At 69.0% G+C, this 23,858-nt stretch carries 24 protein-coding genes; 15 read left to right on the top strand and 9 right to left on the bottom strand.

Going from position 1 to position 23,858, the window contains the following annotated elements; translation table 11 throughout:
• Positions 1-45: 45 nt before the first annotated feature.
• Positions 46-891, bottom strand: a complete 846-nt coding sequence (locus OG453_RS22645; protein WP_266870245.1) for a hypothetical protein — start codon at positions 889-891, stop codon at positions 46-48.
• A gap of 258 nt (positions 892-1,149) precedes the next feature.
• On the opposite strand from OG453_RS22645, the gene OG453_RS22640 reads away from it, so the two are divergent.
• The gene (locus OG453_RS22640) at positions 1,150-3,885 is read left to right on the top strand and encodes an FG-GAP-like repeat-containing protein (RefSeq protein WP_323178660.1); all 2,736 of its coding nucleotides are present in this window, start codon (positions 1,150-1,152) and stop codon (positions 3,883-3,885) included.
• 16 nt (positions 3,886-3,901) lie between these two features.
• Here OG453_RS22640 and OG453_RS22635 read toward each other — a convergent pair whose 3' ends face one another.
• Entirely contained in the window at positions 3,902-4,816 is a 915-nt protein-coding gene (locus OG453_RS22635) for a hypothetical protein (protein WP_266870243.1), read from the bottom strand.
• 486 nt (positions 4,817-5,302) lie between these two features.
• Between OG453_RS22635 and OG453_RS22630 the strand changes: the two genes are divergently transcribed.
• Both OG453_RS22630 and OG453_RS22625 read left to right on the top strand, forming a co-directional pair.
• Positions 5,303-6,127 (top strand): helix-turn-helix transcriptional regulator, encoded by an 825-nt coding sequence (locus OG453_RS22630; protein WP_266870241.1) that lies wholly within the window; start codon positions 5,303-5,305, stop codon positions 6,125-6,127.
• Positions 6,114-6,440, top strand: coding sequence for a DUF397 domain-containing protein (locus OG453_RS22625; RefSeq protein WP_266870239.1), 327 nt, complete (start codon positions 6,114-6,116; stop codon positions 6,438-6,440). The genes OG453_RS22630 and OG453_RS22625 overlap by 14 nt, the downstream gene beginning before the upstream one ends.
• On the opposite strand, the gene OG453_RS22620 is transcribed toward OG453_RS22625, so the two are convergent.
• Together OG453_RS22620 and OG453_RS22615 are read right to left on the bottom strand one after the other, a co-directional pair.
• Positions 6,437-6,892: a hypothetical protein gene (locus OG453_RS22620; RefSeq protein WP_266870237.1), complete on the bottom strand. Its 456-nt coding sequence runs from the start codon at positions 6,890-6,892 to the stop codon at positions 6,437-6,439. The genes OG453_RS22625 and OG453_RS22620 overlap by 4 nt on opposite strands.
• Positions 6,893-7,017: 125 nt before the next feature.
• Positions 7,018-7,869, bottom strand: coding sequence for a hypothetical protein (locus OG453_RS22615; RefSeq protein ID WP_266870235.1), 852 nt, complete (start codon positions 7,867-7,869; stop codon positions 7,018-7,020).
• Positions 7,870-8,167: 298 nt separating this feature from the next.
• Here OG453_RS22615 and OG453_RS22610 point away from each other — a divergent pair, with 298 nt between their 5' ends.
• Positions 8,168-8,935 (top strand): hypothetical protein, encoded by a 768-nt coding sequence (locus OG453_RS22610; protein WP_266870234.1) that lies wholly within the window; start codon positions 8,168-8,170, stop codon positions 8,933-8,935.
• A 196-nt stretch (positions 8,936-9,131) separates the two neighbouring features.
• A complete protein-coding gene (locus OG453_RS22605; protein ID WP_266870232.1) occupies positions 9,132-10,493 on the top strand; it encodes a hypothetical protein in 1,362 nt (453 codons plus the stop codon).
• 202 nt (positions 10,494-10,695) lie between these two features.
• Here the strand turns inward: OG453_RS22605 and OG453_RS22600 are convergent, their stop codons facing one another.
• The 3 genes from OG453_RS22600 to OG453_RS22590 all read right to left on the bottom strand — a co-directional run bounded on the left by OG453_RS22600 (position 10,696) and on the right by OG453_RS22590 (position 13,640).
• Entirely contained in the window at positions 10,696-11,286 is a 591-nt protein-coding gene (locus OG453_RS22600; RefSeq protein WP_266873090.1) for a hypothetical protein, read from the bottom strand.
• A gap of 114 nt (positions 11,287-11,400) precedes the next feature.
• Positions 11,401-11,907 carry a hypothetical protein gene (locus OG453_RS22595; RefSeq protein ID WP_266870230.1) on the bottom strand — a complete coding sequence of 169 codons (507 nt, stop codon included), beginning with the start codon at positions 11,905-11,907 and terminating at the stop codon, positions 11,401-11,403.
• Between the two features lie 137 nt (positions 11,908-12,044).
• Positions 12,045-13,640: a glycoside hydrolase family 20 protein gene (locus tag OG453_RS22590; RefSeq protein WP_266870228.1), complete on the bottom strand. Its 1,596-nt coding sequence runs from the start codon at positions 13,638-13,640 to the stop codon at positions 12,045-12,047.
• Positions 13,641-13,877: 237 nt separating this feature from the next.
• Here OG453_RS22590 and OG453_RS22585 point away from each other — a divergent pair, with 237 nt between their 5' ends.
• The 8 genes from OG453_RS22585 to OG453_RS22550 all read left to right on the top strand — a co-directional run bounded on the left by OG453_RS22585 (position 13,878) and on the right by OG453_RS22550 (position 20,575).
• Positions 13,878-14,348 carry a 2-oxo-4-hydroxy-4-carboxy-5-ureidoimidazoline decarboxylase gene (locus OG453_RS22585; protein WP_266873089.1) on the top strand — a complete coding sequence of 157 codons (471 nt, stop codon included), beginning with the start codon at positions 13,878-13,880 and terminating at the stop codon, positions 14,346-14,348.
• A gap of 149 nt (positions 14,349-14,497) precedes the next feature.
• Positions 14,498-14,878 (top strand): succinate dehydrogenase, cytochrome b556 subunit, encoded by a 381-nt coding sequence (gene sdhC, locus OG453_RS22580; RefSeq protein ID WP_266870226.1) that lies wholly within the window; start codon positions 14,498-14,500, stop codon positions 14,876-14,878.
• A 6-nt stretch (positions 14,879-14,884) separates the two neighbouring features.
• The gene (locus OG453_RS22575; protein WP_266870224.1) at positions 14,885-15,367 is read left to right on the top strand and encodes a succinate dehydrogenase hydrophobic membrane anchor subunit; all 483 of its coding nucleotides are present in this window, start codon (positions 14,885-14,887) and stop codon (positions 15,365-15,367) included.
• A gap of 16 nt (positions 15,368-15,383) precedes the next feature.
• A complete protein-coding gene (gene sdhA, locus OG453_RS22570) occupies positions 15,384-17,138 on the top strand; it encodes a succinate dehydrogenase flavoprotein subunit (RefSeq protein WP_266870222.1) in 1,755 nt (584 codons plus the stop codon).
• On the top strand, positions 17,138-17,908 hold the full coding sequence (locus OG453_RS22565) for a succinate dehydrogenase iron-sulfur subunit (RefSeq protein WP_266870220.1): 771 nt from the start codon (positions 17,138-17,140) through the stop codon (positions 17,906-17,908). Before sdhA ends, OG453_RS22565 begins: the two co-directional genes overlap by 1 nt.
• Positions 17,909-18,101: 193 nt before the next feature.
• Positions 18,102-18,728 carry a Uma2 family endonuclease gene (locus OG453_RS22560; protein ID WP_266870218.1) on the top strand — a complete coding sequence of 209 codons (627 nt, stop codon included), beginning with the start codon at positions 18,102-18,104 and terminating at the stop codon, positions 18,726-18,728.
• A 135-nt stretch (positions 18,729-18,863) separates the two neighbouring features.
• Positions 18,864-19,505: a hypothetical protein gene (locus OG453_RS22555; protein WP_266870216.1), complete on the top strand. Its 642-nt coding sequence runs from the start codon at positions 18,864-18,866 to the stop codon at positions 19,503-19,505.
• Positions 19,505-20,575, top strand: coding sequence for a hypothetical protein (locus tag OG453_RS22550; RefSeq protein ID WP_266870214.1), 1,071 nt, complete (start codon positions 19,505-19,507; stop codon positions 20,573-20,575). Before OG453_RS22555 ends, OG453_RS22550 begins: the two co-directional genes overlap by 1 nt.
• 86 nt (positions 20,576-20,661) lie before the next feature.
• On the opposite strand, the gene OG453_RS22545 is transcribed toward OG453_RS22550, so the two are convergent.
• Positions 20,662-21,834: an epoxide hydrolase family protein gene (locus OG453_RS22545; protein ID WP_266870212.1), complete on the bottom strand. Its 1,173-nt coding sequence runs from the start codon at positions 21,832-21,834 to the stop codon at positions 20,662-20,664.
• 82 nt (positions 21,835-21,916) lie between these two features.
• On the opposite strand from OG453_RS22545, the gene OG453_RS22540 reads away from it, so the two are divergent.
• Together OG453_RS22540 and OG453_RS22535 are read left to right on the top strand one after the other, a co-directional pair.
• The gene (locus OG453_RS22540; protein ID WP_266870210.1) at positions 21,917-22,492 is read left to right on the top strand and encodes a CGNR zinc finger domain-containing protein; all 576 of its coding nucleotides are present in this window, start codon (positions 21,917-21,919) and stop codon (positions 22,490-22,492) included.
• 170 nt (positions 22,493-22,662) lie between these two features.
• A complete protein-coding gene (locus tag OG453_RS22535) occupies positions 22,663-23,133 on the top strand; it encodes a VOC family protein (RefSeq protein WP_266870208.1) in 471 nt (156 codons plus the stop codon).
• Positions 23,134-23,155: 22 nt separating this feature from the next.
• On the opposite strand, the gene OG453_RS22530 is transcribed toward OG453_RS22535, so the two are convergent.
• Entirely contained in the window at positions 23,156-23,791 is a 636-nt protein-coding gene (locus OG453_RS22530; protein WP_266870206.1) for a MarR family winged helix-turn-helix transcriptional regulator, read from the bottom strand.
• Positions 23,792-23,858: the final 67 nt, after the last annotated feature.

Raw genomic sequence — 23,858 nt, 5'->3', positions numbered from 1 at the left:
CGGTTCAGTCGGCTCAGTCGGCTCAGTCGGTCCAGTTCGGACGGTTCACACGGCGAACGGCGAGCCACCGCCCAGGCCGACGTCCGTCATGTCGAGGACCAGGGACGGGTCGGGGGACGCCGCGACGACCGGCTTGTCGTAGTCGGACATCTCCATCACCATGTGCTCGGTGCCCCGCGTCTGCGTCATGCCGACGATGTACGGCTTGTCGCCCGCCGCCAGGTAGACGGTCATGTCGTGGCCACCGTCCTTCGCGACGAGCGGGGTCACGCGTTGGCCGTGCCACTGCTTGTCCGGCAGCGCACGCGCGCCGTCGGCCGGGGCGTCGCCCAGATCACCGAGCGCCGTGCCCAGGTCGCACATCCGCGTGGGCGAAACGCCCTTCGGCCCCTGGGGCTGATCAGGGATCCTCAGGTACTTGCCGCGGGCGAGCGCCGTCCGCTCCCTGGACTTGGCCTCGGCCTCCGGGCCGAGCGTCACGCCGTGGGCGCGGACCGCGTCGAGCGCCTCGTCCGAGAACCGGAAGTAGGCCTCATCGGCGCTGACCATGACGATGTCGCCCTTCTTCATGGGCCCGTCGTCGAAGGTTCCGGTGCACTTGTTGTGACGGTCCATGTGCACGGAGATCTTCTGGTGCTTCCCGGGGCCGGTCATCTCGACCGCGATGCGAAGGGAATCGGCGTCCTTGAGGAGCCGCATGGCCTCCTCGGAGAGCCGCTCGCCGCGCACCTCGTCTGCGGGCTTCGGCGGCTCCGGCGGCGTCCGCTCGACCATTCCCTCGTAGATCTTCCCCTCCGAACCGCAGGACGCGAGCGCCCCCATCACGAGACAGCAGGCCGCTGCCCGCAGCCACTGTCGTCGCTTCCCCGCCCCAAGAACCACGGTCCCCACCCACACTCCTCGTCCACTTCCCGTTCACAGCTGTCACGTGACCCAGCGCAATGCTCAGGCCATATGTCACACGTCAGAAGTGCGGGATACATCACGTCGTTTCGGGCCCGGATTCGTACAACCCTTTGCCCTGCCGGCCGGTCGTACGCACTCGCTTTGGTCAACCGGCAATTCAGTCGGCAATTCCGCTAAGGGGTGGGGCATTTGAGCCCGCGCAAACCGCGCGAATCAGCGCGTACCACGCATGCGTACAGACCTTTGAGTCTCAAGCGCAGGGCGTGGCTGACGATCGGAGCCGTCGTGCTGGGGGGCGCGGGGGTGATCACGTACGCGATGGCGGATCCGTCGGCGGATTCGACGGACGGCGGCTCGCGGGGCAAGCGTCCGGTGAGCGTGCACGACATCGCGCTCAAGGCCGACGGCGCGAAGAGGAGGGAGCTGCCGCGCACGTCGACCAAGCAGTTCTCGCTGCTCGGCGTCTCGTGGACCGGCGTGACGAAGGAGCTCGACGGCACGGCGCAGGTGCGTACGCGCTCCATCGAGGGCGGCAAGTGGACCGGCTGGCAGAACCTGGACCTGGAGCTGCATCTGCCCGAGAAGGTCGAGGCGGGCATGCGCGCCGCTTCCGAGCCGCTCTGGGTCGGCCCGTCCGACGGCGTGGAGGTCCGGGTGGTCGCGGCGGACGGCAGCTCCAGTGCCCCGCTGCCGACGGGGCTTGAGGTCAACCTCGTCGACCCGGGTGTGACGTCCAAGGAGGCGGACAACCCGGCGCTCGACGGTTCGGCGATGGCACCCGCGGCGTTCTCGGCGCCCATGGAGGTCGCGGCCGACGAGACACCAACGCCGGAGCCGACCGAGCCCGCGTCGCCCGCGCCGTCGGAGGCGCCCACCTCGCAGCCCCCGACGGAGGAGCCCACTTCGCAGGCGCCGTCCCCGACGGCCTCGGAGCCGGGCACCGAACCGCCCACCTCCCCCGCCCCCACCACGTCGGAGCCCGACCCCGAGCCGACGGTCCCCCCGGCCCCGCCGTCCACGGTCACCAAGCCGCCCATGATCAACCGCGCGGCCTGGGGCGCGGACGAGTCCCTGGTCGAGGACCCGCCGGAGTACATCGAGAAGGTCAAGGCGGTCTTCGTCCACCACACGGTCGGTACGAACGACTACAGCTGCGCCCAGTCCCCGGCCCTGGTCCGCGGCATCATGACGTACCACGTGAAGACCGAGGGCTGGAACGACCTCGGCTACAACTTCCTCGTGGACAAGTGCGGCCAGGTCTTCGAGGGCCGCGGCGGCGGCACCGATCTGCCGGTGAAGGGCGCGCACACGTACGGCTTCAACGCCGAGTCGGCGGGCATAGCGATGCTCGGCGACTTCGAGGGCAACGAGAACCCCGCCCCCGGCACGACGTACAAGAAGGCGGGCAAGCCGACCCGCGCCGCCCTGGAGTCGGTCTCCCGCGTCGCGGCCTGGAAGCTCGGCCAGTACGGCGGCGACCCGCTGGCCAAGGTCACGCTGACGGCGGGCGACGACACGGGCGTGTGGAAGAAGGGCGACACCCCTTCCCTGAACACCGTCTCGGGCCACCGGGACGGCTTCGCGACGGCCTGCCCCGGCAAGAACCTCTACTCGACGCTCGGCGAGATCCGCCGCTATGCGGCAAGCGCGGGCCGCAACTCCGCGACCCCGACCGCCGACTTCAACCGTGACGGCATCACGGACCTGGTGGCGGGCACGCCCAAGGCATCGGGCGGCGTAGGCACGCTGACGGTGATCCCCGGCGGTCTGGACGGCCCGGTAGGCGCGTCGAAGAAGACCCTCACCCAGTCGAGCCCCGGCGTCCCCGGCGCCTCCGAGGCGGGCGACAACTGGGCGGCGGCGACGGCCTGGGGCGACATCAACGGCGACGGTTACGCGGACCTGGCGATCGGCGCCCCCGGCGAGGACGACGCCACCAACGCGGACCGCGGCGCGGTCACGATCCTCTACGGCCCGGCGTTCACGTCGGGCACGGACATGCAGCTCGCGGACGACTTCCACTACCCGGGCGCCAAGTTCGGCTCAGCGGTGGCCGTCGCCGACTTCAACGCGGACGGCAAGGCGGACGTCTTCTCGGCGTCGACCGGCACCGGCGGCACGTGGGCGGCGCGCTTCGCACCGGGCAGTGAGGTGGGCGGCACGCTGACGTCCGGCGACACGGCCATCGCGTACGCGGACGCCGCGTCCGGCGACTTCAACCGTGACGGCTACGCGGACGTGGCACTGACCTACCGCGACCAGGCCGGCATCGGCAAGGTCCAGTGGTTCAAGGGCACCAGGTCGGGCCTGAGCAGGGTCGGTTCGCTGACGGTCAAGGGCGGCCGCTCGCTCGCCGTGGCCGATGTGAACGGCAACGGCTACGACGACCTGGTGATCGGCCAGCCGTACACGGCCGAGTCGGGCGCCTTCGCGGGCGGCCAGGTGACGGTGGTTCCGGGCACGTCAACGGGCTTCACCACCACCGGCATGAAGACGATCCACCAGGACACGTCCGGCGTCCCGGGCGCCGCCGAGTCGGGCGACGCGATGGGCTGGTCGGTCTCGGCGGGCGACTACAACCTCGACGGTTACGCGGACGTCCTGACGGGCGCCCCGAACGAGGACATCACCCGTGACGGAACGTCCCGCAAGGACGCGGGCACGTCCCTGCTCCTGAAGGGATCGTCGTCCGGCCTGACGGGCACGGGCGCACTGGCCTTCTCCCAGGACACGACGGGCATCACGGGCTCCACGGAGACGGCGGACCGCCTCGGCTCGTCGGCCGTCCTGACGGACCTCTCCGGCTACGGCCGCGCGGATCTGGCGATCGGCGTGGACGGCGAGGACACGGGCGACGGCACGATCCTCCAGCTGGACAGCGGCTCGTCGGGCGTCTCGACGTCGGGTGGCGTGTACTACGGGCGTACGTTGCTGGGGACTCCGGCGGGGGCGCACCTGGGCCAGACGCTGACCCCGTAACCCTTATTGGGCGGCTCTACGCGCCGTGCCGTACCCCGGAGACGAGGGGGAGCGGCACGGCGCTCGGCGTCCCGTCCCACCGACGCAAGGCGGCACGGGCCACTGCCGCGCCGCGCACGGCAGTCTGAGCCCCTGCGGCGGACTCCGCCCTCGCCTGACGGCAGTCGGCACAGAGCAGCTCGTCGGCGACGGGGCGGAAGAGACGGGGCTGGGTGTGCGCGCCCGCGCACTCCACCATCTGCGCGACACGCGCACTCGACTCGGCTGGTACGTCGAGGGGCGGGGCCTCCCGCAGTACGTATCGGACGAGTCCGCCCGGGTGGTGAACTGCCGTGCCGCAACCCGGCAGTTGGCGTCTGATCTCCTCGCGTACGGCGTCCACCGTGTGCCCCACCGCCAGCCACTGGGCGGCCAGCTCGGCCAGTTCCGGCAGTATCCCGCGGGGTACGCGGAGGCGCGGGTCGAGCCGGTGCAGGGCGTCGACGATGCGGCGGGCCTCGGCGGCGAGCGCGGGCTCCGGCACCGGCACCGCCTCCGGGGACGGTTGGTAGGTGTCCCCTACGGGGGTTTGCTCTGGAAGACGGCCGACGCCCCGACCCATCGGCGCACCGGCGGCCGGTACGGCGACCGTCGGTGCGACCTGCGTCGATACCGCTCCCACACGGGCCGCCTCATCCCGACTGAGCGGCACATTCGACACGAGCTGCCGGGTCCGCCACCGCCCGCGCTCGACCTGCTCGCGCCACTCATGAACGTAACCCTCGTCCTTCAACTGCCCCTTGGCACGCAGGAAGGCGACCTTGCCGATGCCGGCGCGCTGGGCGGTCTTCGAGAGTGATTCATCGGCGTCGACGGGGAGCGAGAGCTGCCAGGTCAGCAGCCGGACGGCATCGGAGGAGAGCCGGGGATGACGGATGATTTCGTTCGGCACCTGAGAGAAAAATCGGGCAGGCGCGATAACATGACGCAACATTTCGGGTGCTCCTTGTGTAAGCACTCGGGGTGAAGGCCCTCGTCACCGGTTCCCGCCAGAGACGAGGGCCGCCTCGTACGCCATGACGCCATACGAGGAAGCGGTCGAGGTCGCGCTACATGAACTCCCGCACACAGACGGTCACTTCACACTCCTGCACCTCGGACAAGCACACGGCGGAAACCGCCCACCGGACTGCAGCGGAGCCGCATCCCGCGCGGGCCAGTAGGCGACACGCGGCCCCCAGGTCCGCCCACCGTCCCGCGACACCCGCAGCGTGATCCCGGCCCCCTCCAACTGCCCCTCGGGCGGCGCACCTTCAGCCTCTTCCATTGCCTTGCCTCTCACTCTGCGTGCTGTTCCAGTCACAGAGTGGGGCGGACGCCCGTACGCTGGGTAGATAGCTCAGCGTGACAACGGAACCTGCACAATGGGGAGTTGGGCGTGGCGATCGAGGACAACCCGCAGTCTCGCGAGAAGTACGGCAAGGAGCTCAAGCGGCGCCGCGAGGAAGCCGAGCTCACCCAGGAGGAGCTAAGCCAGCGGGCGATCATGTCGCGTACGCACATCGCGCACATCGAGGCGGGCCGCCGCAGACCCGACCTGGAGGATGCGCGACGCCTTGACCAGGTGCTGCACACGGGCGGGTTCTTCGAGGAGTTCCTGCCCACGCTGGGCGAGGGCCGTGTCGCCGCACACTTCGACGAAGCTCTGAAGTTGGAGCGGCAGGCGAAGGTGATCAGGGTCTACGGCCCCAAGCTGGTACCGGGCGTCCTCCAGACCCAGGCCTACGCGAGCGAGGTGCTCGGCTCGGGCTTCCCATCCAAGACCGTCGAGGAACGTGACAGGCTGCTCGTCACACGCCTCGAACGCGCCCATATCCTCGACGACTTCCACGCACCGGTGTTCTGGTCACTGCTCGACGAGGCAGTGCTGCGGCGCCCCATCGGCAGCCCGTCCATCATGTGCGAACAGCTCTGTCACATCTTGGAGTTGGGCGAGAGCCACCGCATCCGCGTGCATGTGCTCCCCTTCTCGGCGGGCTTCCACGCACTGCTGGAGGGCATCGTCACGCTCATGTGGTTCGAGGACCTGCCGCCGGTCGCGTATGTGGAAGGCTTGAAGACAGGGCGGGTGCTCGAAGTCCCGTCCGTGGTGCGCGAGTGCCAAGCGGCATACGATCACGCCCTGGGTGACGCGCTCTCGCACCGCGCCTCCCTGGCCCTGATCAGGTCCGTCGCAAAGGATTATGAGCATGCGCAGCAGTAGGCACCTGAGCATCCCGGACGCTTCGGCCGTACCGATGTGGCGCAAGTCCAGCTACAGCGGCGGGAGTAGCGGCGACTGCCTGGAGGTCAGCGACGTCCACCTGACGGCGGCCTGGCGTAAGTCGACGTACAGCGGCGGCGAAAGCGGTGACTGCCTCGAAGTGAACGACGCCGCCTACGAGGCACACGCCCACATCCCCGTCCGCGACAGTAAGAACCCCCACGGCCCGGCAGTCGTCTTCGCCGCCCCTGCCTGGACGGCGTTCGTCACGGCGGTCCGCGCCACAGGCATGGCGCCCCTCATGGCGGACTAGCGCGAGCCGCCCGCCGTGCGGGGCCCTGTGCCGCCCCGTCTGCGCCCGTGCAGCGTCAGATAGAAGGTCTGCAGCGATTCCTCGGGGCCGAGCTCGAAACGGTTGACGACCTTCCCGAGCGGATTCCAGACCCTGTCGTCCGGCATCCGTACGCCCACGGACTGCCCGAACCAGGCGCGCCGGCTGTCGTCGAGATCCACCCACACGGCACCGGCGCGCCGCACGAGCACCTCACCCACGTACGCACCAAGCCCGAAGAGCACCCCCTCGACCCGGTTCCGCTCCGGGGTCCCCGCGCGGAGACCCTCGACGAGGGAGTCGACGACACGGAGGCTGGCCACGCTGTAGTCGAGCGGCAGCCGGCTGCGCGCGGTCGCCCGCGCGACGAACCGCGCGGCATGCCCCCGCATCGCGGCGGCCGCCGGCGCCGTCTTCTCTTCGGCCTCACGCATGGTGCCCCACCTCTTGCCCGCACTGCCCGGAATCCGGGGAGCCGCGTTCGCAACTCCCCTCACTCTCAAGCGGATGGGGCACCACAAGCGTCACTCAGGCCTCAGACCTCAGACCTCAGGAAGCCTCAGGACTTGGTGAGAGTCACCGTCGCCGTCTTCTCGGCCGAGACCGTCCCGCCGTAGTTCGGGTCCTGGGTGAAGGCCTGGGCCCTGACCTGGGCGTCCCCCTTCACGAAGGGGCTGTCGCCGGAGGCGGTCACGGTGGCCGTCCAGGCGACGGGCGCGCCCGGCGCACAGGCGACCGAGGTGGAGTACGGGCCCGTGACGGTCACGTTCCTCGCGGTCTGCGTGACCTCGCCCGCGACGGAGACGTCGGTCGGCACGTTGCAGGTGACCGTGCCGTGGACGGTGGGCCTGCCGTCAGCGCCGGCGACCGTGCCCTTGGCGGCCACGTCTACGCCGAGCTGCAGTTCGGCCGGTGCGGCCGGGTTGGAGATGTGGACCTCGCCACGGAGCGCGGGCTCACTGCCCGAGCAGTGCTGCTCGTACGTGGCGTCGAGCTTCTGGACGTAGCCGCCGGGGCCGAAGACGACGTCCTGGACGGTGAAGGAGCCGGTGAGGTCGGAGCAGCCCTTGCCGTTGCCGGAGAGCGAAAGGCCGGGCTCGGTGGGGCCGTTGGAGCCGGCTCGCGTCGCACCGGTGTACGAGCCGGGCGCGAGGGTGGTGCCGGACGGGGCCGCAAGGTCGAGGGTCCACCAGTCGCCGTTGGCGCCGTTGACGTTGACGCTGACGCCGCCGTTGTCCGTGGACGCGCTGACGCCGAGGGTGTCCTGCGCGGCCGTGGAGTACGCGAAGGACTGACCGCCGGTGACCCAGTCACCGGTGTCGCCGCTGAAGCTCAGCGAGCCCGACTCCACGGTCTGGGCCTCGGCCTCGGCGCCCTGGAACAGGCCCGCGGTGGCGAGGGCGAGAGCCATGGCGAGGACGGTACCGGAGCGGGCGACGGTGCGTCTGTGCGTGCGCGTCTGCGTGCGTATCTGCAAAGGAAAGTCCCCCCAGGACTTGGGTGTTGAGCGAGGGATCCGCCGAACTCGGCGGGAGCGGCCCGGTTATACAACAGCGCGCGAAGCGGAAGCGAGCGGACGGATCATTCGGACCAATTGCCGGGCCCGCCCCGTCACCAGTGACGTTTTCCGCACCCGCCCCGCTATGCCTCACGTACGCCGCACCTTGCTCAACTCCACTCCAGAACCAGAACCAGAGGCAAAAGCACCCGTGAACCCCAAACGCAACCGCCGCCCCCTCGCCTCCCTCACCGCGCTGACCGTCGCCTCGCTGCTGACGCTGGCCGGCTGCTCCGGCTCGTCGGACGGCGGCGAAGACTCCAAGGGCAAGAAGGAAGGCGGCAAGGAGGCGACGGCCTCCGCGAATCCCGAGCCCGAGCCCGCGGACGCGAACGCCCCCGCCACCGCCGCCCAGCTGAAGAAGACGCTCGTCACGAAGGCCGAGGCCAAGGGATACAGCGCCCAGGACAACGCCGCGGCGAACGTCACCCCCAAGTCCGACAAGCCCCAGTGCCGCGCCATCGCCGACGCGACCGCCTCCGGCACCGACCGCACCCCCGAGCCCGCCGCGTGGGCGAGCCGCTCCTACGGTTCCACGGCGTCGCCCGGCCTCGCGGTGACGACGAGCCTCTTCTCGTACGAGGGTGAAGGCGCCCAGAAGACCCTCGCGGACCTCCGCAAGGCGGTCGCGGCCTGCGCGGGCGGCTTCTCGACCAGCGGCAACAACGGCGGCGCCACCGTCGCGTACACCTCGGTGAAGAGCGAGCAGGTCGCGGCGGGCGGCGACGAGTCGGTCTCCTGGGAGATGACGGGCGCGGCGCAGGGCTCCGAAGTCCCCATGCATCTGACGGCGGTCCGCGTCGAGAACACGGTCACGCTCTTCTTCACCCTCCACCTCACCGACCCGCAGCAGGCGAAGCTCCCGGCGGATCTGCTCTCCACCCAGATGGCCAAGGTGAAGACGACCCTCGCCAAGTAGCGCCCCAATATCAACTGACCCGCCAATTCCGCAAAATGTTCCCGGGATCATTTCAACTGAAGCAGAGATAAGGAATTCCGAGTTGAAATTCCCTTACCCAAAAGGAAGGATCGCCAATCCAAGCGAAAACACTTGGCCGGCCGGTCGTCGCACGATGAGCGGTGGGTCAAGTACCCATGCCCACAAGGAGATTCAGATGTCACGCAAGGCGGCAGCCCTCGGCTCGTTACTCGCGGCCGCGCTCCTGCTCAGCGGCTGCGGCGAGAGCGACGACGGTTCGGGCGGGAGCGGAAGCGGTACCGACGACGGGTCCGAATCGGCCGCCGTCGAGGCGAAGTTGCTGGGCCAGGTGCCGATGGCGAAGGTGAAGGACATGGTCGGCGCCATGGGGATGTGGACGACCGACAAGAATTTCGTGAAGGCCGATCTGAACAAAATAGTCGGCTATCCGCTCGCCGGCGGAAAGGCCGAGTGGACGGTGCCGCTCGGCGGTGAGGTCTGCTGGACGTCGCCGGAGCCCACCAAGGACGGCCTGGTCGCCGTGCTCTTCCAGAACGCCAAGAAGGACCCCTCCGTCTGTACGGAGGTCGGCCTCGTCGACCTGAACAAGGGCAAGCTGCTGTGGCAGAAGCAGGCCACCGACGAGTACGGCTCCGCGCAGATGTTTGACGAGGTGACCATCGGCGGCGGCACGGTCGCCGCGGCGGGCAGCCTCACCGACGCGGGCTGGAAGGTCAGCGGCGAGCCTCTGTGGAAGCCCTCGGACGAGAAGTGCCCGGTGGAGGGCTACGCGGGCAGCGACGAGAAGCTGATCGCGCTCCGCGACTGCGGCGAGGTCGACAGCCCCCAGCTGACGCTCCAGACCGTCGACCCCGCGACGAAGGCGGTGAAGTCGACGTACAAACTCCCGGCAGGCACCGAGAACGCGCACGTCGTCTCCACCGACCCGCTGGTCGTGGGCGCCGACGGCGGTGACGCCAAGAAGGGCTCGTCCGGGGCCTCGGAGTTCCTGACGATCGACGACAGCGGGGCCCAGGGCAAGCTGCTGAGCACGATCAGCACGGTGGGCGGCAAGTACGGGAAGTACAAGCTGGACTGCCCGGCCACCGAGGTCACCGGCTGCCAGCAGATCGCCGTCACCAAGGACACGCTCTTCCTCGGCACTTCGGAGCCCGCGAGCGCGTCGTCCGACGCCGAGAACGACCTGGTCGCCCTCGACCTGAAGACTGGCAAGCAGAAGGGCAAGGCCGAGGGCGTGGACGGCGGTCACCTGACCCCGGTCGGCGTCGCGGACGACGGCAAGGTCATCGCGTACCAGGAGGCCAGCGTCGTGGACGAGGCGGGCGGCGCGGTCTGGGAGCTGGACCCGACGACGTACAAGAAGACGAAGATCCAGCAGAACCCGTCCGCCAGCTGGGAGATGGAGGCGCGGTTCACGACGGAGCGGCGGATCCTCTTCGCGGGCGAGCGCCTCTACATCGGCGGCGAGCATGTGACGGCGCCGTCCACCGTCTTCAAGAAGAAGCAGCCTTTGGCGGCGATCTTCGGCGCGAAGTAGCTGGCCGGGGGCCATAGGAGGGGATCGCAGGAGGGCCCCGCGGAGACGCCGATGACCGCGGGGCCCTCCTGCTGCGCCCGGCGCCGTGGGAAGTGCGGTACTCATCTGCGGGTACGTCGTGGCTGGTCGCGCAGTTCCCCGCGCCCCTTCGGGGCCCGGCCCCCTCGTCGGCTGGTCACAGCCCCGCGCCCCTTCGGGGGCGCTAGCCCCGGCCCCGCTCCCGCCTCGAAACCACCGCCCGCAGCACCCGCCGCCCCTCCGTCGACACGTCGAGCGCCTGGCGAAGCCCGCCCGCACCGGCACCCTGGTTGGCCAGCAGCTCCAGGATCCGGATCTGGCGGCGCAGCTCGGCGGCGACCAGCGGCGACATGCCGTCCGTGCGCCCCTCGCGCCGCGCCGTCACGGACGACCGCTGGGAGCCGCCGTCCGGCATGGTGTCGAGCAGCCGGTGGATCTGCAGCGCGGCGACCGAGCAGGCGTCGGCCCACTCGCGCAGCTCGGCGGCGGAACGCGCGGCCGGCACGGCACCGAGCATGCGGTGCGCGAGCGTGACGGCCTCGTCGCCGGCGGACTCCTCCGGGGAACCCGAACCCGAACCCGCGAGCGCGGCACGGGCATCGGCCAGCGCCATGTCCCACGCGCCGCCCTCCGCGAGGCTCCCCCACAGCGGCCGGAGCACCTCGTCACCGCCCCCGAGGAGCGGTAGGCACCGGTCGAGGCAGGCGAGACCGCTCGCCGCGAGACCTCTCTCGTCGGCCTCGGCTATCAACTCGACCAGGCTCGGGCCGCCCATGATGTACGCCTCCCGTTGCGGACTCTGCACGTCCTCTACTGCGTGCGGCCCGCCGGGAACGTCACACAGTCATTGCACAGTCACGGCAGAGAAGCGGAACGGGAGCCCCGCCTTTCACTGCGGCACAACGCCCAGACGGTCCAGAAAGCGGAAGAAGAGCTGCTCCGCCGAAGGCTCCGCGGCGGCGTTCAGGACGTCCAGGATCGGCGCGGCGGACACCGTCCTGCCCGACTCCGCCGCCCAGGCCACCGCCCGGTCCGCCGCGTCGCGCGGCTCGAGGAAGTAATCGTCGAGGCTGAGCCCGTCGTCGCCCAGGTATCCCGCCATCGCGGTCCTCGCCAGGCAGGTCGTCCAGGCCCCGCTCTCCGGGGCGGCCGCCTCGACGACCACGCAGTCGCTGTCCATGACGTACCCGAAGAGCGCGGGCGCGCCCGTCTCCAGGGCGAGGGAGTTCATGCTGCCGACGTCGCGCGTGCCCTCGCCGCCCGGCACCTCCCACACCTGCCAGCCGTCGTCCCGCTGGACGAGAAGGCTGAGCTCGTCACGCACCCCCGCCACCGCCGTGAGCTCCACGAGCGGCCGCTCGCTCCTGCCCACGACGTAGTAACCCCAGTAGCCCATGCCCGCGTCCCCCCGTGGTTCGACTCTGCTCAACTGCGCTCGACGGCTGCGATCGGCTTTGGCCGAATACACCACAGACTTACGCGAGTTCGCCACCAAAAAGCAGAAAACGGATCCGTGCGACTACTCGGCGCCACCTATGACACCTCGTCCGCCAGCTTCACGAAGTCGCCCCACGGCAGCGTCGGCTTACGCGGATCCCACAGCTTCTGGACCGTCGCCAGCAGCGGCATCCTGATCCCCGCCGCGACCTGTTCCGGGGTCTGCGATCCGGCCAGATCGCACCAGACCGCGAAGGTACCGCCGAGAATCTGGTCGTCGTACTCGGCGCTCACCGGCCGCGTCCCGCGGATCACCAGCGGGGTCCACTGCTCGTAGATCCGCTGTCCGGTCGGATAGACGAAGGCGTTCGGCTGGCCGAGGACGTAATAGAGGTACTCGTCGTTGTAATTGACGACCTTCCGGCCCGCCTTCAGATATTCGACGGGCTCCCGCGCTCCGATCTCCTTGCCCGTCCAGTACGCGACGTCCAGATCGTCGGCGGCCTCCTCGACCCCGCCGCGGAAGAACCCGTCGTTCCACGCCCTGAGTCGCCGTTCGTACGGGCGCATGGTGTCGGCCCGGTCGTTGAGCCAGCCGGTGGCGAGGTCCTGGACGCGGGCGCCCTGCCCGTACCGCTCGCGGGCCGCGGCGGCCAGCTGCGGATAGGAGGCCTCCGGGTTGTCGACCATGAGGGCGCGGTACTCGTCGGCGCCGAGATGCCAGTAGCGCCCGGGGAAGAGATCGGCGAACTCCTCAAGCAGCTCGTCGACGATCTCGGCGGCCTGCGGCTTGGAGATGTCCACCGCGCCGGGCGCGGCGACGCCGCGGGTGTCGACGAGCTGCAGGGAGGGGTGCGCCTTGATGACCGCGCCGAGGTGCCCCGGCGAGTCGATCTCCGGCACGACGGTGATGTGCCGGGCGGCCGCGAGCTTGAGGATGCGGCGGACCTGCGCCTTGGTGAGGTGCTCTGGCGAGACGATCTCGGGGTGCGAGTCCGATTCGATGCGGAACGCCTGGTCGTCGGAGAAGTGCAGCCCGAGCTGGTTGTACTTGAGGTCGCCGAGTTCGCGGACACGGTCCTCGATCCACTCCGCGCTGAAGTGCTTGCGGGCGATGTCGATCATGAAGCCGCGCTGGGGCTTGGCGGGCCGGTCCCGTACGACACCCTCGGGCGCGGTCCGCTCCCCCTTCACCGCCTGCTTCAGCGTGCGCGTCCCGTAGAAGACACCCGCTTCGGCCGGGGCGCTGATCTTCACCCGCTGCCCCTTCACGGAGAGGGTGTACGACTCGTCGCCGCCATCGGCGTCTTCATCGATGACCAGCTCCACGTCCCCCTTGCGGGGGTTCTCGTCCCCCGCGTACGCGAGCTTGAGCTCACCGGCGATGAGCCTGCCCTCGTCCGCGAGGTCCCCGTCCCCGACGACGACACGCCCGCCGGCCGCGGGCCGCCATCCCGGCCCGCGCGCGGCGGTGTGCTCGCGCACGGCGGGGATGACGGCCGGGGCCTTGGAGAGGGGGTACGACTTCGTGGGCGATGGGGTGGGGGTCTGCAAAACGGCGGATTTGCCGTCGGAGGGGGGTGGAGTGGCCTCGCCCGAACCGTCACTCCCGTCGGGCCAGACCGCCACGGTCAGGGCAACGGCCCCGGCGGCAACGACTCCGGCGGCGACGGCCAACCGGCGGGGGATCACTGCTTGCCGCCCTGTGCACAGACACCAGTCATCCGCCCACGTTAAAACGGGGCCCGCGGCCGTACCGTCCACCACGCGAAGCGAAACTCTCCCATCCGGGTGAGATTCACGCATCCGTCAGACAGCCCCCACCACATCTCGCTAGCGTTACGACAAATCCCCCAGCCGCCCCTCATCGATGTCCCCTGCCCAGGAGTCCCGCTGCCCCCGCACAGTTCGTCCCGAACCCCAGAGCAGCTGAACACCGCAGAGCCGGCAGCCGCCGAAGCCGCCCTGCTCACCTGCTGCGGCAGTCACGCCTGGGCCCGCCGCCTCGTCGCCCACCGGCCCTACCCCGACCTCGACGCGCTGCTCGCCGCGTCCGACGAGGCGGCGTACGACCTCCCGCCCGCCGACCTCTCCGAGGCCCTGGCCTGCGAACCTCTTGAGCCGCGGGTCCCCCGCCAGGGCACGTACTCCGCCGCGCACACCGCACTGAGCGCCGCGGACGCCGCGTACGAGAGCCGCTTCGGTCACGTATTCGTGATCTGCCTGGACGGCGTCGCCCAGGGCGAGGCCCTGGACCATTTGCTGGCCGGAATCCGCGCGCGCCTGGGCAACGATCCGGAGGAAGAGCGCGTCCTGGCCGCCGAGGAACTGCGCAAGCTGGCCCGCGGGCGACTCACCCGGCTCGTGCACGAGCTGAATAGCCCGTACGTGCCTGTTTGATTGCCTGTTTGATCACACCTGGCTACCCCGCGCGAGCGAACCGACAACTCGTCGATACGATGACGAGCGGCCGGTGGACCGTACCCGGCCGGGCCCGTCCGACCACCCAAGCCGGCTGGCCCCAATCCCCGCTCCCGGAGGGTTCTGCCGTGCCGGCTGGAACGCTGTACCGCGGCCGGGAAGGAATGTGGTCCTGGGTGGCTCACCGAGTCACCGGCGTCCTCATCTTCTTCTTCCTGTTCGTGCATGTGCTGGACACCGCTCTCGTCCGCGTCTCCCCGGAGGCGTACGACGATGTCGTCAGCACTTACAAGACGCCCCTCGTCGCACTCCTTGAGTACGGCCTGGTCGCCGCCATCCTCTTCCACGCACTGAACGGCCTGCGTGTCATCGCCGTCGACTTCTGGTCGAAGGGCCCGCGCTACCAGAAGCAGATGCTCTGGACCGTCGTCGGCATCTGGGTCGTCCTGATGGTGGGGGCGCTCTACCCGGTCCTCGGCCACGCCGTCCGCGAAGTCCTCGGGAGCTGACGCCAGATGTCCGACACCACGCTCGAGAAGTCCGGAGTGGGCCCCGTCGAGGGCGCCTCGCTCTACGACGTCGACAACCCGGCACCCGTCATCGAGGCGCCGCGCAAGCGCACCTCCAAGACCCCGCGCTCGACCCGCGGCAACTTCGAGATGGCCGCATGGCTCTTCATGCGCCTGTCCGGAGTCGTCCTGGTCGTCCTGGTCCTCGGCCACCTGCTGATCCAGCTGGTGCTCGACGGCGGAGTATCGAAGATCGGCTTCGCGTTCGTCGCGGGCCGCTGGGCGTCCCCGTTCTGGCAGGTCTGGGATCTGCTGATGCTGTGGCTCGCGATGCTGCACGGGGCCAACGGCCTGCGCACGGTCATCAACGACTACGCGGAGCGCGCCAACACGCGCCTGTGGCTCAAGGGCCTGCTGTACACCGCCACGGTGTTCACCATCCTTCTGGGCACGCTGGTGATCTTCACCTTCGACCCGAACATCCGCTAAAGCCGAGGCGAACCCAGTGAAGATTCACAAGTACGACACTGTCATCGTCGGCGCCGGCGGCGCGGGCATGCGCGCGGCCATCGAGTCGACGAAGCGCAGCCGCACCGCGGTCCTGACGAAGCTCTACCCCACCCGCTCCCACACGGGCGCGGCGCAGGGCGGCATGGCCGCCGCGCTCGCCAACGTGGAGGAGGACAACTGGGAGTGGCACACCTTCGACACGATCAAGGGCGGCGACTACCTGGTCGACCAGGACGCCGCCGAGATCCTGGCGAAGGAGGCCATCGACGCGGTCCTCGACCTGGAGAAGATGGGCCTGCCGTTCGGCCGTACGCCCAAGGGTGAGATCGACCAGCGCCGTTTCGGCGGTCACTCCCGCAACCACGGCGAGGCTCCTGTCCGCCGTGCCTGCTACTCGGGCGACCGCACCGGCCACATGATCCTCCAGACGCTGTACCAGAACTGCATCAAGGAGGGCGTGGAGTTCTTCAACGAGTTCTACGTCCTCGACCAGCTCCTCGTCGAGGTCGACGGCGTCAAGAAGAGCGCGGGCGTGGTCGCCTACGAGCTGGCCACCGGCGAGATCCACATCTTCCAGGCGAAGTCCGTGGTCTACGCGTCGGGCGGCACCGGCAAGTTCTTCAAGGTGACCTCGAACGCGCACACGCTGACGGGTGACGGCCAGGCGGCCTGCTACCGCCGCGGCCTGCCGCTGGAGGACATGGAGTTCTTCCAGTTCCACCCGACCGGCATCTGGCGCATGGGCATCCTCCTCACGGAAGGCGCCCGTGGTGAGGGCGGCATCCTCCGTAACAAGGACGGCGAGCGCTTCATGGAGAAGTACGCGCCGGTGATGAAGGACCTCGCGTCGCGCGACGTGGTCTCGCGCTCCATCTACACGGAGATCCGAGAGGGCCGCGGCTGCGGTCCCGAGGGCGACCACGTGTACCTGGACCTGACGCACCTCCCGCCGGAGCAGCTGGACGCGAAGCTCCCGGACATCACGGAGTTCGCGCGTACGTACCTCGGCATCGAGCCCTACACGGACCCGATCCCGATCCAGCCGACCGCGCACTACGCCATGGGCGGCATCCCGACGAACGTCGAGGGTGAGGTCCTCGCGGACAACACCACAGTCGTCCGGGGCCTGTACGCGGCGGGCGAGGTCGCCTGCGTCTCCGTGCACGGCGCCAACCGCCTGGGCACCAACTCGCTCCTGGACATCAACGTCTTCGGACGTCGTGCGGGCATCGCGGCGGCGGAGTACTCGGCGAAGAACGACTTCGTCGAGCTCCCCGAGAACGCCGAGGAGCTCGTCGTGTCCCAGGTCGAGCGCCTGCGCGACGCCACGGGTAACGAGCGGGTCGCCGAGCTCCGCAAGGAGCTGCAGGAGACCATGGACGCCAACGTCATGGTGTTCCGCACGGAGCAGACGATCAAGACGGCGGTGGAGAAGATCGCGGAGCTCCGCGAGCGCTACCTCAACGTCTCGATCCAGGACAAGGGCCGGCGCTTCAACACCGACCTCCTGGAGGCCATCGAGCTGGGCAACCTGCTCGACCTGGCCGAGGTCATGGCGCAGTCGGCCCTGGCCCGCAAGGAGTCCCGCGGCGGTCACTACCGCGAGGACTTCCCGAACCGCGACGACGTCAACTTCATGCGCCACACCATGGCGTACCGCGAGGTCGGCGACGACGGCGCCGAGTCGATCCGCCTCGACTACAAGCCTGTCGTCCAGACCCGCTACCAGCCGATGGAGCGTAAGTACTGATGGCAACCCCGACCCTCGACAAGGAAGACGCCAAGCCCGAGGCCGGCTTCGCCGACTCCCCGTACATCACGGTCACGTTCCGCATCCGCCGCTTCAACCCGGAGATCTCGGCGGACGCGACCTGGGAAGACTTCCAGGTGGAGATCGACCCCAAGGAGCGTGTCCTCGACGCCCTCCACAAGATCAAGTGGGAGCTCGACGGGTCGCTGACCTTCCGCCGCTCCTGCGCCCACGGCATCTGCGGCTCGGATGCCATGCGCATCAACGGCCGCAACCGCCTGGCCTGCAAGACCCTGATCAAGGACATCAACCCGTCCAAGCCGATCTCGGTCGAGCCGATCAAGGGTCTGACGGTCCTGAAGGACCTGGTCGTCGACATGGACCCGTTCTTCCAGGCGTACCGCGACGTCATGCCGTTCCTGGTGACCACCGGCAACGAGCCGACGCGCGAACGCCTGCAGTCGCCGGAGGACCGCGAGCGGTTCGACGACACCACGAAGTGCATCCTCTGCGCGGCCTGCACGTCCTCGTGCCCGGTCTTCTGGAACGACGGCCAGTACTTCGGCCCGGCCGCGATCGTCAACGCGCACCGTTTCATCTTCGATTCGCGTGACGAGGCGGGCGAGCAGCGCCTGGAGATCCTCAACGACAAGGACGGCGTGTGGCGTTGCCGCACGACGTTCAACTGCACGGACGCCTGCCCGCGCGGCATCGAGGTCACGAAGGCGATCCAGGAAGTGAAGCGGGCGTTGATCACGCGGCGCTTCTGATTTCTTCGGCTGGCTTTACGCAGCTGTCGAGGGCCCCTTTCCCGGTCTTGTACCGAGGGCGGGGCCCTCTCGCTGTTCCGGGCGGCCGGCCAGGGCTTCGCTCACCCGTACCGGTGAACGCGTCGGGACCGGACTCCGGCCCCTTTCCCGTCCTACGATGATGTTCTCGACACCAGCCCTCAGGAGGCACGCGATGTCCGCAGCAGCTGCCGAGCGGCCCCATGACGACCTGTCCGGCGAGCGGTCCCTGCTCGCCGAGGCGAGCCTGCTCATGGATCGCAACCCGGGCCACCGCGTCGAGATCATCGGAGGCCAGATCACCGTGACCCCTCCCCCGGACGTGGCACATGCCCGCGCCCTCTCCCGGCTGAGGCGCCCGTTCGCCGCGGCCGGGCTCGACGGCGGGGAAACCGAGGTTCTCGAAGGAGTCGGACTCTGGCTCCCCACGGGTGCCGTGGACTACGCGATCCCCGACCTCGTCGTGGTCGACGCCGACATCGACGAGCACCTCATCGAGAACAACTGCTACGACCCCCTCTCCTTCCGCCTCGTCCTTGAAGTCACCTCCAGCAACTACGAGAACGACCTCCGGGCAAAGGTCACGTCGTACGCCGCCGCCGAGCTCCCGATCTACGTCATCGTCGACCGCAAGCACGGGCGCCTCCACACCCTCATGGACCCGTCCAACGACGAGTACAAGACGCACCAGGTGCACGCCCCGGGCCAGCTGGTCACCCTGCCCGAGTCGATCGGCGCGAAGGTCACGCTCGACGTGACGGAGGTCTTGGAGGCGGGAAAGCCTGTGCGGGACGGTAGTTGAGCGTCGACCCCGCGAGCAATGCGCCTGAATCGGCGTAAAAGCACAGACTGTTGATCAAATCCTCCTGGTGTCCTCAGTCGCCCCAGAGATAGCGTTGGTTCGCTTCAGTTACCCCCCACCTCACGGGAGTCCCGAGTGAACCGCCCCATCCGTCTCATGACGGCCACGCTCACCGCGTCCGCGGCCCTGTTGTTGACCGCCTGCGGTTCGGGAGGCGGGGACGACGGATCCTCGGACGAGATCGAGGGGGCGGGTGGCGGCTCGAAGGCTTCCGCGAGTCCGTCGGTGAAGCCGGACGGTGCGAAGCGCCCGGAGATCAAGATCCCGGCCGAGTTCCAGGCGAACTTCTCGGGCTGGACGAACAGTGACCCGAAGGCCCAGGCGGTCCTGGACGACGGCAAAGAGGAGTTGCGGGCGAAGTACGCGGCGATCATCGAGGGGAACCCTGATTCGGACGCGGTGGCGTTCTACAACTCGGGCGCCTCGCTCACCACGGCCCGCAAGTGGATCAAGGGCTTCACCGAGACCGACGACAGCCTGATCGGTGAGGTCAAGGCCTACAACCCGAAGGTCAACGTCAACGGCAAGGACACGGCTGTGTTCTTCTACTGCGTCGACGAGCGCAAGGCGTCCACCAAGAACCGCAAGACCAAGAAGGTCACGGCCACCCCCGACACCCCCGACTCGGTGCTGCAGTACCGGGCCAGGCTCACCAAGTCCAAGCAGGGCGTGTGGCAGGCAGTCTCCCTGGAGACCGTCCCGGGCGGGTGCAAGTGATGCGGACGTCCGCGAAGGCAGGGGCCTTCCTCCTCGCCACGGCCCTCACTCTGGGCTTCTCCTCGACGGCGGCGTACGCCATCGGGGACAAGAACAACCAGAATCCACCGGGGCCTTCGGGTGGCGCGAACAAGAACACGCTGAACGCCGGGGTCGGCACCACGAACATCACGGTCAACCAGGTCAGCGGCGGCAAGGGCGGCTCCTCCACCAAGGGGCTCGCCCCGGTGGACCCCAACTGGAAGCCCCCGGCCTGCTGGTACGAGCCCGTGGCGACATCCGAGCAGGTGAAGGCCGCGACGGACCAGCTCAAGAAGACGCCCAACGAGAACCTGGTCCCGGTCACTCCCTCGCTCAGCTGGGGCGAGCAGTTGATGGTGGACACCTTCGAGAAGGACAAGTCGCCGAGCGACGGCATCAAGAGCTACAAGAACTTCAACCTCGGCAAGAACGGCAAGTTCTGGCGCGGTGTCGTCAACCCTGACATGGAAGACGATCCGGCGGCGTACGACTGCGAGGAGATCCTCTTCTGGCAGGACGCCGGCACCCTCCCGAAGATCGCCAACGCCCCGACGCCCGAGGTCCTCGCCTCGTACGCGTACGACAAGGTCAAGGTCCCGGACACCAAGGTCGAACTGAAGCCGGAAGGCAAGTCGACGGTGAACCTGCCCACTTGGGTCTGGCTGGACAAGGGCACCTTCGAGGACGTCAAGGTCCGCGCCGAACTGCCCGGTACGGACCTGTGGGCAGAGACCACGGCCAAGCCGGTCAGCCTCCACCTGGAGCCCGGTACGGCGGACGCGCAGACCTTCCCCGCGTCCGGTGAGTGCAAGGTCAACGACGACGGCAGCATCGGCACCCCGTACACGAAGGGCTCCTCGAAGCAGGACCCGCCGTGCGGCATCTCCTACCTGCGGGCCACCGACGGCAAGCCGTTCCAGCTGAAGGCGTCCATCACCTGGGAGATCACCTGGGAGGGCACCGGCGGCGCGGGCGGCGACCTGCCGAACGGCACGTTCGACGGGACGCAGGACGTCAACGTCCAGGAGATCCAGTCGATCAACCGCTGACGGAGCGAGGCTCTCGGATGCCTCCATCGGCATCTGAGAGCCTCGCCACGATCAGGCGGTGATCGAGTGCCGGCACCCAGCCGCATTCACCGATTGGCGGCCAGCACTGCCGCGAGGCCCTCTTGTAGATCCTTGACGAAATACTCGGGAACCTCCAGCGACGGGAAATGTCCCCCCTTCTCGGGCGATCCCCATCGGACGATCTGTCGGTAGCGCTCCTGTGCCCAGGGGCGCGGACTCTTCTCGATGTCGCGGGGATACATCGTGATTGCCGACGGGACGTCGACCCGGAGTTGGGGATCGAGCGAGTTGTGGCTTTCGTAGTAAATGCGGGCCGCCGATGCGCCGGTCCGCGTCAGCCAGTACAGGGTGACGTCGTCAAGAACACGGTCGATGGAGATCGTCTCGAACGGGCTGTCCTCGGTGTCCGACCACTCGGCGAACTTGTCGAGGATCCAGGCCAGAAGCCCGACCGGTGAGTCGACGAGCGAGTAGCCGATGGTCTGCGGTCGGGTCGCCTGCTGCTTCGCGTACGCCGCGCGGTGGCGCCAGAAGTGGCGGGTCTCCTCGGTCCATTTGCGCTCGGCCGCCGTCAGCCCGTCCGTCGTCAATCCGGGCGGCGCCTCCGCGAACAATGTGTGGATGCCGAGAACGTGCGCCGGGAACCTGCCGCCGAGAACCGTGGTGATATTCCCTCCCCAGTCTCCGCCGTGGGCCACGAACTTGCTGTAGCCGAGCCTTCCCATCAGTTCCACCCACGCGGCCGCGATCTTTTCCGTTCCCCACCCGGTGGTGGTCGGCTTGTCGCTGTAACCAAAGCCCGGCAGCGACGGGACCACGACGTGGAACGCCGGCGCGGCTGCGTCTTTCGGATCTGCCAACTCGTCCACCACATCGATGAACTCGGCAATGCTGCCTGGCCAGCCGTGCGTCAGTATCAGAGGCGTGGCATCTGCGCGCGCGGATCGGCGGTGCAGGAAGTGGATTCCCAGGCCATCAATGGTCGTACGGAACTGGCCGATCTGGTTGAGGCGCTCTTCGAACGACCGCCAGTTGTACCCGGTGCGCCAGTAGTTCACGACGTCGACGAGGTCGGCGAGAGGGACGCCCTGTTCCCATCGGCGAGGGTCGGGCGCGGCGCGATGGACCGTCTCGGCCTCCGGTAGCCGCGCCGCGGCCAGTCGCGCGCGCAGATCGTCGAGGTCGGCGTCAGTTGCGTGGGCTTCGAATGCTTGCACGTCGCTGGTTGGACGGGGCATGAGACCTCCTGGCCATCGCGGAACCGGCTAAGACGGTTCTAGCAGTTGCCCGAGCCACGCCGCAACCGGCTAAGGTGGTTCCATGCGTGCTGGATTCCCTGACTTCCGCCTCGGCAACGTGCTGGCGACCAGCTTCACGGGGACCCTGTCGGAGCGTCATGGCAACGCCGTGGAGCGCATTCCCACGCCGCACCGACTCATCGACTGGCTGGCAGTGAGCGGCCTCGCCGTGGACTCCTGCACCACCGCCCAGCTCGACCTCGCCCGGGAACTGAGGGAGTCGATTCACGCCGCCGCGACAGCGGCCGCGATCCAGGACGCTCTGCCTGCGACTGCTGTCCAAGTCATCAATGACTGCAGCGCTCAGGGCCGGGCCGCGGCGATCCTGACACCCGAGGGCGAGCGGCGATGGCGGCTCAGCTCGGCTTCCCGCGTGGAAGATGCCCTCAGCGTGATCGCCGCCGACGCGATCAGCATCATCGCGGGCGAACGGGACGGAAAACTGGCCTTGTGCGCATCGCCGACCTGCCAGGCCGCCTTCTTCGACACCAGCCAGAGCCGCACCCGCAAATGGTGTGACATGAACACATGCGGGAATCGCCAGAAGAAGGCGCGCTTCCACGCCAACCAGCGCAAAAACCCCAGCTCAGCGGAGTGATCGTCACCCTCAAACGCGACGAGCCGCCACGCCTTGCCGCGTCCCCGATCAACCACTGACCCGCGGGCGGCAGCCCGTCCAGCACGCCAGCCGGGTGACGTCCGCGTCCATGTGGGCGCTCCGCGGTGGCAGTGCGGCTGAATTCGGGGCAGCCGACTTATTCTGACGGAATGTCAGACAACCAGTCGGTCGGCCTGTCAGCTGACCAGCCCGTCAGCCAGTCCGCAGGCGAGGCCGCCGCCGGGCAGGCGACCGATCTCCTCGGGTTCGACAACGTCCTCCTCCCCGTCGGTGACCTGGACGAGGCCGTCGGGTTCTACGAGCGTCTCGGGTTCCCCGTCTCCGCCCGGATCGACGAGATCGGGCTCGCCATCCTCAAGGTGGGCAAGGAGATGCCCGGCGTGCTGCTGCGCGTGGAGGACGAAGTCGTCCGGCAGCCGCCGCCGTGGGCCTCCCCCAGGGTGTGGCTCGAGGTGCGCGACGCGCGCGCCGCGGGGCGTGCGCTGGACGCTGCGGGGGTCAAGCTGCTCGCGCCGCCGTTCTCCGTGGCCACCGGGTGGACCGTGGAGGTCGCCGACCCGTGGGGGAACGTCGTCGGGTTCACCGACTACCGCAAGCGGCCGGAGCTGGCGCGGAGTTGACCCGCAGGGGGCGGGAGCGGCGTCAGCGCCAGGACGCGCCGCCGCCCTCCTCCGCCACCAGCATGATGCGGCGCAGCATGTCCGAGAGCTGGGCCCGCTCGTCCTTCGAGAGCACGCCGAGGAGGCGGTACTCCTCGTGGCCGAGGACGTCCATCGCGCCGAGCCAGATCGAGCGGCCGGACTTCGTCAGCTCCACGTCGACCCGGCGCCGGTCCTCCTTCGAGGGGGTACGGCGGATCAGGCCCCGGCTCTCCAGGCCGCCCAGACGGCCCGTTACGGAGGCGGGGGCGAGGTCCAGGTCGGCGGCGAGCTCGGAGGGGGTGGCCCGGCCGCCGCGGCCCGCCAGTTTGTGGAGGGTGTCGAACTCCGGGCGCTCCAGGTCGAAGTCGATCAGGGACTGCTCGCGGATCCGGCGCAGATACACCGTCAGCTTCTTCATGCGGGTGACGGCGCCCTCGATGTCGGGGTCGAGGCCGGGGAGCACGGGGAGCCAGCGTTCGACGTGACCGTCGGTCCAGTCGCGGGCGGCCGGCTCGGGGGCTCCTTCGTGGGCGTTCTCGGGTAGTCCTTCGCGGGCATTCTCGGGCGCGTTCCCCGATTCCGCGTCCCTCGCCGTTCCCGCATCCCTCGCCGTCGCGCTGTCGCGCTTGTCCGCCATGGAGCGCAGCCTACTTCGACTCTTCGGTTCCATATATTTCGTTGACGAATAATTCGGTTCCGAAATA

This window comes from Streptomyces sp. NBC_01381, from assembly GCF_026340305.1.
GTDB lineage: Bacteria > Actinomycetota > Actinomycetes > Streptomycetales > Streptomycetaceae > Streptomyces.
This window is presented reverse-complemented; position numbering and strand designations above follow the sequence as displayed.

Bases quoted from the DNA above. Each gene is read 5' to 3' on its own strand.
- OG453_RS22625 (WP_266870239.1), top strand. From the start codon at position 6,114: ATGCGCAGCAGTAGGCACCTGAGCATCCCGGACGCTTCGGCCGTACCG.
- OG453_RS22620 (WP_266870237.1), bottom strand. From the start codon at position 6,892: ATGCGTGAGGCCGAAGAGAAGACGGCGCCGGCGGCCGCCGCGATGCGG.
- OG453_RS22615 (WP_266870235.1), bottom strand. From the start codon at position 7,869: ATGGCTCTCGCCCTCGCCACCGCGGGCCTGTTCCAGGGCGCCGAGGCC.
- OG453_RS22605 (WP_266870232.1), top strand. From the start codon at position 9,132: ATGTCACGCAAGGCGGCAGCCCTCGGCTCGTTACTCGCGGCCGCGCTC.
- OG453_RS22600 (WP_266873090.1), bottom strand. From the start codon at position 11,286: ATGGGCGGCCCGAGCCTGGTCGAGTTGATAGCCGAGGCCGACGAGAGA.
- OG453_RS22595 (WP_266870230.1), bottom strand. From the start codon at position 11,907: ATGGGCTACTGGGGTTACTACGTCGTGGGCAGGAGCGAGCGGCCGCTC.
- OG453_RS22575 (WP_266870224.1), top strand. From the start codon at position 14,885: ATGTCCGACACCACGCTCGAGAAGTCCGGAGTGGGCCCCGTCGAGGGC.
- OG453_RS22565 (WP_266870220.1), top strand. From the start codon at position 17,138: ATGGCAACCCCGACCCTCGACAAGGAAGACGCCAAGCCCGAGGCCGGC.
- OG453_RS22560 (WP_266870218.1), top strand. From the start codon at position 18,102: ATGTCCGCAGCAGCTGCCGAGCGGCCCCATGACGACCTGTCCGGCGAG.
- OG453_RS22550 (WP_266870214.1), top strand. From the start codon at position 19,505: ATGCGGACGTCCGCGAAGGCAGGGGCCTTCCTCCTCGCCACGGCCCTC.
- OG453_RS22545 (WP_266870212.1), bottom strand. From the start codon at position 21,834: ATGCCCCGTCCAACCAGCGACGTGCAAGCATTCGAAGCCCACGCAACT.
- OG453_RS22540 (WP_266870210.1), top strand. From the start codon at position 21,917: ATGCGTGCTGGATTCCCTGACTTCCGCCTCGGCAACGTGCTGGCGACC.
- OG453_RS22535 (WP_266870208.1), top strand. From the start codon at position 22,663: ATGTCAGACAACCAGTCGGTCGGCCTGTCAGCTGACCAGCCCGTCAGC.
- OG453_RS22530 (WP_266870206.1), bottom strand. From the start codon at position 23,791: ATGGCGGACAAGCGCGACAGCGCGACGGCGAGGGATGCGGGAACGGCG.